Below are 6,739 nucleotides of genomic sequence, written 5' to 3'. Positions count from 1 at the left end.
GCCGATAAGCTATCGACTCCGTGCCGCCTAGGAAAGACAAGCAAATATTTACTTTAACTTTTGGGGTACACCTCATTGTGTAGTAATCTCTTTTTGCTTCAACTATGAACAAAATTGTTCAATAACTAATTTTTCTGAGCATCTGAAATCTTGTAGTAAATGTTTACTGGATTACCAAATGTTACATTCGTATCAGTCGAATTTGCTGTGAATTCTACGTGACTGTCATCATTGGTAACAACATTGCCAGTTCCAATATTTAACTGCTTAAAGGTTGGTGACTTAAGAGTTCCTAAATTATTGTTGGCAGCATAATTTAAGAGTGTAGGTTGACTAATAGTTGCCCCTTGTACCCCTGAATAAGACATATTCAAGCCTGTACTAATATACTTATCTGAGGCAGCATCTGAAAGCTCTTTGTTCAATGCCTTAATCGCAGTTTGTACTTTAGGTCCATTTGTTTGATCATTAAGTTTTTGCTGCAAATTAGTTAAATCTCCAGGTACCAATTTAGCAAGTAATGCAGAAGAAGTATTATTCCCACTTGCATCTTTGGCAGCTGCTGGAAGATCAGCCTTTAGGTCGTCCGGAATTGGAACAACATCACTAAGAGGATTCTCAGTAGTTGCAGTCAACAGTTTCCTATTATCAAATCCGGCTGGCCGAATGGTACTCGAAACCGTCTGATTTACCGGCACAACCGAAATCGTTACCGAACTACCATAGTGACCAGAAGCAATCGCGTTAATCTGGTCCTGATTCAAGGTATTGTTGTTATTGTAGTTCAATCCATAACCTGTTCCAGCTAAAGCAGTTGCTAACTTACCTTGAATATCTGATTGGTCACTACCATAGAATGACCAGTTAGAACCATTTTGATAACCAACGAGATTACCACGGTTGGCACCTGACTTAGTCCAATCATAGTAAGTTGACAAGTTGTTGCCATTTGGCATTCTGAAGTATACACGAACGGCATTATCTGCAATTGCCGAGTTCAAATACAACTTGACCGAACCACCAAATTGGGCAACCGCTAAGTTATTCAATTGTGATTGGTTCAAGTTAGAAATATTGTAGCTGTAATTAGTGCCATGAGTGGAGTTGTAGCCAGACAAAGCATTGTTAATAGCTGTTTGCAATGAAGCTTGATCGTTGGAATCTAATGACCAGTTGTGAGTGGTAGTGTTGTAGTTTCCTAGATAAGAATTTCTAGTAGCACCGGTCTTGGTCCAGTTGAATGATACTAACGTGTTGTTGCTGTTATTTGGATCCATGATGTTGAATTGGATCTGGTTGTCAGCAATTGGCGTTGTTGCATTCGTCTGGGTCAAGCCACTCATCTTAATCCAACCAGTTGCTTGGCTATTTGGATTTGCTGGGTCATAGATGTGAACCCATTGATCTGATGAGCCTTCCTTGGTTCGATAACCAACTGCGTCAATTCGGAATTGCGTGTTGGCGTAAGGACTTGAATCAGTGATTGCTCGGCCAACCTTATAGTTGGTATATGCAGGTGACTTGTAAGTAACTTGGGTGCCATCATTGGCAGTTCCAGGTGTCGTGATCTTATAAGTCCCGTTTTGTTGGGCTGTTGTTAACGTTGAAAATGCTTGGTTGGTAAATGTTCGATATTGTTGAACCCCACCGTTGAAGTCAGAGTCGGTTTTACCACCATAAATCCAACCACGGTATGAGCCATCATAAGTAACCACTTTGTAATAGATGGAGCCACGATTAGTAGTGGCAATTCGATAAGCCCGAACATTATGTGTTGAAGATGAAACGTTTGAGAAGCTGCTTAAGGTAGCTTTAGAAGCGACTACCCGAGCACCCCTCAATGTTCCGGCCTTAGTATATAATGCATTGTTCCCAGTAAAAGTGACGTTACGATCCTGCGGCAACATAGCCATCTTACTATTAGATGTGACTCGAGCATAAGTCTTGGCACTTGCCGTTTGAGAATTTGCCATGCCTGCAGCTGCAATGAACCCTAATGCAGCTACTGACAAGAATAGTGATCTTTTAAGATCAAATCTCATAAATAACCCCTCCTTAACAATATATCTTACACTTGTTACACTTTCATTATACAGTTTATGAAATGGGTTTCAAAGAATAAGCCTAACGAAAATGAGATTATAAAGATAACATCAGGGCACCACCGTTCCACAAAAGATCAATGGTACCCTGATTTGGCGTATGTTCAAATAGTAATGGTTTTAATGTTGATTAGTGTTTTTCACATTAAGTCAAACCGGTGAATGGATCTTCTCAGCATTTTTTAGCTACTCGTACCGTTCAACTATTCGCCCATTTAATTTCTGCACTTGCCGATTATCATACGGGAATTGTTCCTTAAACCAATTCAACTGAGCCGCACTCACAGTCACCTGTGGATTCGTCACTATCAGCCACTCAACCCCCTCAGTTAGCGGGGGCGTAGTCAGCGATCCCAAATAATGAAAACCAACCGGGCGTTCTGGTAACCACTGATCAATTCGAATATCGGCTAAGTCAGTTTTGCCAGCAGTGAAGCCCTCAATAATCTGTTGGAATGCTGGATCAGCATCGCCAACTTTTGCGAGTAAGGCAACCACAACGAGTTGACCAATTGCATTTTGATGCACCAAATGAATTTCCAAGGGGAACTGGCGCCCGTCAATCAAATGTTCCGAAGCCGAGTGAAAGTGAACCTGTTGAAATGTAAATGATCGTCCAAAGATATCTGCGTTACCATTTCCGGGCAAGCGGATCGTGGTTTGGTCATCAACTTCCTGTTGTAAGTGATACTGAGATTGAGCGGCAAATTCAAGCGTTCCCTTCTTTGACACTGCCGCCTTGGTTTCGATATTAATCGGTGATTGCTGGAAGCCAAAACCGTTGGACCATTGTTCCTGATGCGTGTAATCGAGCATGTGGGTCATCCCTTCAATAATTGTTTGAATCTAGTTTACAGTATTTTGGCAAATTGACCAGATTCATTTACCCTAATCTGCTAAAAAATCCTGGTCAAAGCTGAAATTATCAGCCGCAATCAGGATTTTAATTCACTATTTCACTTTAAAATAAGCATGGTAATGGCCACTGTGGACTGTATTGAACGGAACAAGTCCAGTGCCACTTTCTAATTGGTCGGTCGTCATGGCTAACAACTGTTGTTCATCAGTCTGCTTAACCAACATATCTGGACCTCGAAAGACTGCTGCTAGTGTTTGGTTATCTGGCGCAGTCTTGACGGTCACCCTGGATGTGTAATGCAATTCAATCGTATTTTGACCAACTAATGCTGGCAAACGCAGATATCCTTTCTCCCTATTTAGAGGGGCAACCACGCCATTAACGGTTACTGCCAGGTTAGTCATCCAATCTGGCAGTCGAATTAAAACAGCAATCGGCGACTTGAAATCGGTCTGAACACTCATATGATTTTTCTTAACTTGCTGGCTAATTATCCCATTGTCGTCCGGCAATGTTAATTGACTATCGTAAAACAAGTTAACATACAGGCTTTCACCATCAAACGCGTAAAGATCTTTCTGAAAACGAACCATATTCTCTAGGCCAGTCCCATGGCAACAGGTATTATCTATATCCGTATCATATTGTTTCATGCCACCAGGTCTTAATGGCAAGAAGTACGTAGACCCGCCATCAGTTTGATGATCATTGGCTACTAGTAGATGATTATTCAAAACGTTTTCCGCGTAATCCATATATTTACTATTGCGAGTAATCTCGAATAATTGTTGGGACAATTTGAACATGTTGTAACTCGCACAGGTTTCATCCGTTTTGTCCGTCAAGTACTTAGAAACAGCGTCCGCTTCATGGAACATTTCGGTTTCCCCGACACCCCCATTGGCGAAACTATGGTGATTAACAACCAGGTTCCAGAAATTCTCAGCCAACTGGAGATAATTCTCATCCCCGGTTTCCTCATATAGATCGACAGCACCGATGATTTGCGGGATGTGCTGATTGGCATGCATATTATTGAGAGTATCGTAATTGGTCAGCATCGGGACAAACAGTTTGTCATTACTGAATAGTTTGGCCGTTTGCAAGTAACTTTGGCGTCCTGTTTCCCGATATAATCGCACCATCGCCGAAATCATACCGCCAAATTCTCCAGCAATGTAAATTGACCACATTTTTGTCAGCTGCTGGTGAGATAATTTATTCAGCCGTGCTACTACCCAGTCACCCAACTTAGTAGCAATCGCTAACGCCTGTTGGTTGTCAGTATAGTGATAACTATCCAATAACCCATTCAATATTTTATCCAAAGTGTAATAAGGTGCCCAAATGTTGGGATAAGTTTCGTATTTTTCCAACTCGTCAAATTGGGTCTCATCATATGCGCTTAGAAAGCCTGGGTGAGCCCCTAATTTGGTAAATGTTTGTTGGACTTTGGCCAGCTCAGTAACCAGATAATCTAATTTATCCTTAAAAATTGACTCGTGCGTGTCAAAATATGCGAAAGCCAACGCTGACATATAATGACCAGTGGTGTGACCTCGTAATTTACAATCTGGCGCATCCCAACCCGTCATTTGTTTCTCAGGATCAACAGGTAGTCCGACAGCCTGACGGAAATTGAATAAGAGTTGATCGGTGTCGATCGTCTTCAAGTGAGTCAACATTGTCTGGCTACCCGAAATATAGGGGTTATCCCCCAGTAATTCGACCGGTAGTGTCTTAAACGGATTGTGCCAGCCATGTTCATCTTGGGGGACTCGCTTAATGGTCGCTTTAACTGAAGCGCCATTTTCCTTGACGGTTCCAGAAATTGTCTGAGTGAGTGCCGCTGGGTCGAAATCCCGCTGCCAGGTCACTTCTGCCGTGGTATAAGAACCATCAGCAAGCTTGACAACCACCACCTGGGGTAAGTCATAGCTGCTTGAATGAATCGTTAATTTCAAGTCAACCAGATGGTCAATTGCAACTTTCCGTGGCTCCTGAATCACCGTTGCCGTATATTGTTTTTGCAAGGTTTTGTTACCTAGTTTCGCTGTTAAGTTTAAATGGACCACGCGGTTACCAACGCCTGGCATCGGCCGGGTTACCTTACCATCATCTGTAATGAACAAGTGCTCATCGGATTGCCACTGAAACTGACTACCATTTTTACCAGTGCTTGGCAACGAGATATTGGTGTCAATGGTTCCTAGGTTGCCTAAATAAATATTTTGGACATCTTCTAATAGTTGTTTGTTTTCAACCGTAGCCTTCATCATTAGCACTCCTATTCTCTAGTTCTCAGTATTTGCGGCTGAAACGGTTTCTCCCGCCACTTTTTCTTTAATCCAATTCTTACCGTCAACAATTCTAGCAAGAACCATTGCGGTAGCTGGATTGCTAGTAACATTATTCATCGTGCAGAATGGATCAGTCAAGGTTCCCATAATGACGATAATTGGGACAACAGCGGTCGGGAACCCAAATGCTGAACAAATAAACATTTCACCGATAAACCCACCGCTTGGGATTGTGCCGACAATAACCCCACTAATAACGGCAACAACCACGGCCATTGCCATATTTTTCAAATCAAACGTTCGATGGAACATCGCAAATAGAAAGGCAATTTTCATAATTTGAACAGAGACAACGCCATTTTTATTGATACTACCACCGAGTGGCATGATGATGTTGGGAATTTCTGTTGGAATATGCATCTTTTCACTCGCAACAATGTTAACAGGGATGCAGGCGGCACTGCTGCAAGTTCCCATTGCAGTTGCCATTGGAGTCCAAATGTTGGTGAAATAAGCTTTCAAGCCGGTCCGGCCACCGCCATAGTATGCCATTGCAGGATTTGTAATTAAGAAGAATAGAATTGTGAAGCCAACGTATACCAAAGCTAGTTGAGCAATTGATGAAATAACTTGCCCACCCATCTTACCAACCAAAGCGGCAAAGTAACAGCCAATTCCAATTGGCGCCAATTTCATAACGTAACTAACCAACTTCATACAAACTTCAGACATTGAATGAATCACTTGTTTGGCTGGTTGGCCAACCTTACCTAAAGCATTAATGGCAATCCCAGTTGCAATTGTAAAGATAATCAACGGCAACATATTATTCTTCGACAGCAGATTATAAAAATCAGGAACCGTTAACATGCTGACAACATTGAAGTTTGCCGCAATCGCAGTGCTCTTGCCAAGTTGAATCGCGCCGCTGGGAGCAACGGAGATTAAGTTAATCACAATTAATGCCAATAGTGACGTAATAACACCGCCTACCACCACAATCGTGATAAAGAGCATCAAAATCTTGCGTAACTTCCCACGACTATCCATATTAGCAATTGCATCGGCAATCGAGAAGAAGACGATCGGAACAATTAATACAAACACAAGGTTCAAGAAGATATCAGCGATTGGCTGAACCGCCACCGTCCTTTTTCCAAATACCAGCCCAGCGATTGCCCCTAGAATCGATGCAGAGATCAGGATGATCGAAAAGCCGTAATTCTTCATTATTTGTTTCATGAGCTTATCCTCCAAAATGATATTGATCTAAAATATAGCAACACCTTAAAATAATAAACGAAATTTCATTATAGATCAGAAAGATATATGATTAACATCTACTAACCTTTTTCCAATCTATGCTCATATGATAGCGGATACATAAATATGTTACAATGTTGTGGCCGTCAAGTTCAATTGATCCATTTTCGCTCATTAATTTTGATCCATTTTACCTATGTTTTGCTCATTAAGAA

General features: G+C 41.7%; 4 protein-coding genes. All 4 read right to left on the bottom strand.

What is annotated here, in order from left to right:
• Nucleotides 1-125: 125 nt before the first annotated feature.
• On the bottom strand, nt 126-2,042 hold the full coding sequence (locus tag QUF07_RS12820; protein ID WP_289427789.1) for an S-layer family protein: 1,917 nt from the start codon (nt 2,040-2,042) through the stop codon (nt 126-128).
• 246 nt (nt 2,043-2,288) lie between these two features.
• Nucleotides 2,289-2,918: a carbonic anhydrase family protein gene (locus QUF07_RS12815; RefSeq protein WP_217163714.1), complete on the bottom strand. Its 630-nt coding sequence runs from the start codon at nt 2,916-2,918 to the stop codon at nt 2,289-2,291.
• A 135-nt stretch (nt 2,919-3,053) separates the two neighbouring features.
• The gene (locus QUF07_RS12810) at nt 3,054-5,237 is read right to left on the bottom strand and encodes a beta-L-arabinofuranosidase domain-containing protein (RefSeq protein WP_217163717.1); all 2,184 of its coding nucleotides are present in this window, start codon (nt 5,235-5,237) and stop codon (nt 3,054-3,056) included.
• A gap of 18 nt (nt 5,238-5,255) precedes the next feature.
• Complete coding sequence (locus QUF07_RS12805) at nt 5,256-6,503, bottom strand: dicarboxylate/amino acid:cation symporter (protein ID WP_217163719.1); 1,248 nt, start codon at nt 6,501-6,503, stop codon at nt 5,256-5,258.
• Nucleotides 6,504-6,739 lie beyond the last annotated feature (236 nt).

The organism is Lentilactobacillus sp. TOM.63, from assembly GCF_030361045.1.
Classification (GTDB): domain Bacteria; phylum Bacillota; class Bacilli; order Lactobacillales; family Lactobacillaceae; genus Lentilactobacillus; species Lentilactobacillus dabitei.
The sequence above is the reverse complement of the archived record's forward strand: the minus strand, read 5'-3'. Positions and strand labels throughout refer to the sequence as shown.